The organism is Streptomyces sp. ADMS (assembly GCF_033441795.1).
Taxonomy (GTDB): Bacteria; Actinomycetota; Actinomycetes; order Streptomycetales; family Streptomycetaceae; genus Streptomyces.
The window spans coordinates 1-1,072 of sequence record NZ_JAVFVX010000326.1 but is presented as its reverse complement, the minus strand read 5'-3'; the positions used below and the strand labels follow the sequence as shown (position 1 = coordinate 1,072).

Here is a 1,072-nt window from a genome sequence, read left to right as displayed (position 1 = left end):
GTGGGCCCACCACAGCTCACGGTTGGGGTCGTTCGCCTCCCGGGTGGCGACGACCACCGAGACGGTGCCGTCGACGGCGACGGTCACCACCTCCACGGCGTACAGATGGTCGACGACCAGTCCCAGCTGACGGCAGAGCAGGCCCCAGCCGCCGCCGCTGACGTGTCCGCCGGCGCCGACCTGGAAGCACATGCCGGCCGGGATGACGACACCCCAGGTGCGGTACATGCGCTCGTAGACGTTCAGCAGCTGGGCGCCCGCCTCCACGGCGATGGCGTTCATCCGCGGGTCGTAGGAGACCTTGTTCATCTTGGTCATGTCGAGGATGACCCGGACGTCGGGGTTGAAGACCCAGTCCTCCCAGCAGTGGCCGCCGCCGCGGACGGTCAGCCGCTTGCCGCCCGACACGGCCTTCTGCACGGCCTGCACGACCTGTGCGGTCGTCTCGGCCAGCACGACCCTCTCGGGCGAGGCGACCCAGCGCTGGTTCCAGCCCCGGACGAGGTCCGGGTAGCGCTTGTCGGCCGGGGTGACCACGGTGACGGGTTCCGCCGCCGCGGCGGCCTCGTCGGCCGCGGAAGCCGGTGTGGCGATCCCCGTCCCTGTCAGCAGTGCGGCTCCTCCGGCCGCGGCACCCCCGGCGAGGAAGTTTCTGCGCCGCATACCGTCCGTGCCCTGTGCCATTTCCCCAACTCCTCAGTGATCAAGCCTGGTCACGTCTTGACCCCTTCACGCTAAAGATCGGGCCCGGGGCCGGGCACCCAGAGACTTGCGCTCGTACCCGGGAATACGGCGTGGACCGCGGCCGGAGAGTCGGCCGCGGTCCACGAGTGGGTGTCGCTACGGGTGTCGGTACAGGCGTCAGGACGCGGGGAGTTCCACGGACTGACGGTGGCGGAAGAAGTTGCCGGGGTCGTACTTGGCCTTGACCTGCTGGAGCCGGCGGTAGTTGCCCTTGTAGTAGAGGGTTGCCCAGCTGACCCCGGACCTGTTGCGCTGCGGGTCGCTGAGGTCCGCGTCCGGGTAGTTGACGTAGCAGCCGTCGGTCACGGCGTTCGGGACCGGTACGCCG

The 1,072-nt window shown here is 69.7% G+C and carries 2 protein-coding genes; both read right to left on the bottom strand.

From position 1 onward, the window contains the following. Nucleotides 1–684 (bottom strand): FAD-binding oxidoreductase (locus RB628_RS40780; RefSeq protein WP_318325690.1); only part of this gene is annotated, 684 nt, incomplete at its 3' end. A gap of 177 nt (nt 685–861) precedes the next feature. Further along, nucleotides 862–1,072 (bottom strand): BBE domain-containing protein (locus RB628_RS40775; RefSeq protein WP_318325689.1); only part of this gene is annotated, 211 nt, incomplete at its 5' end.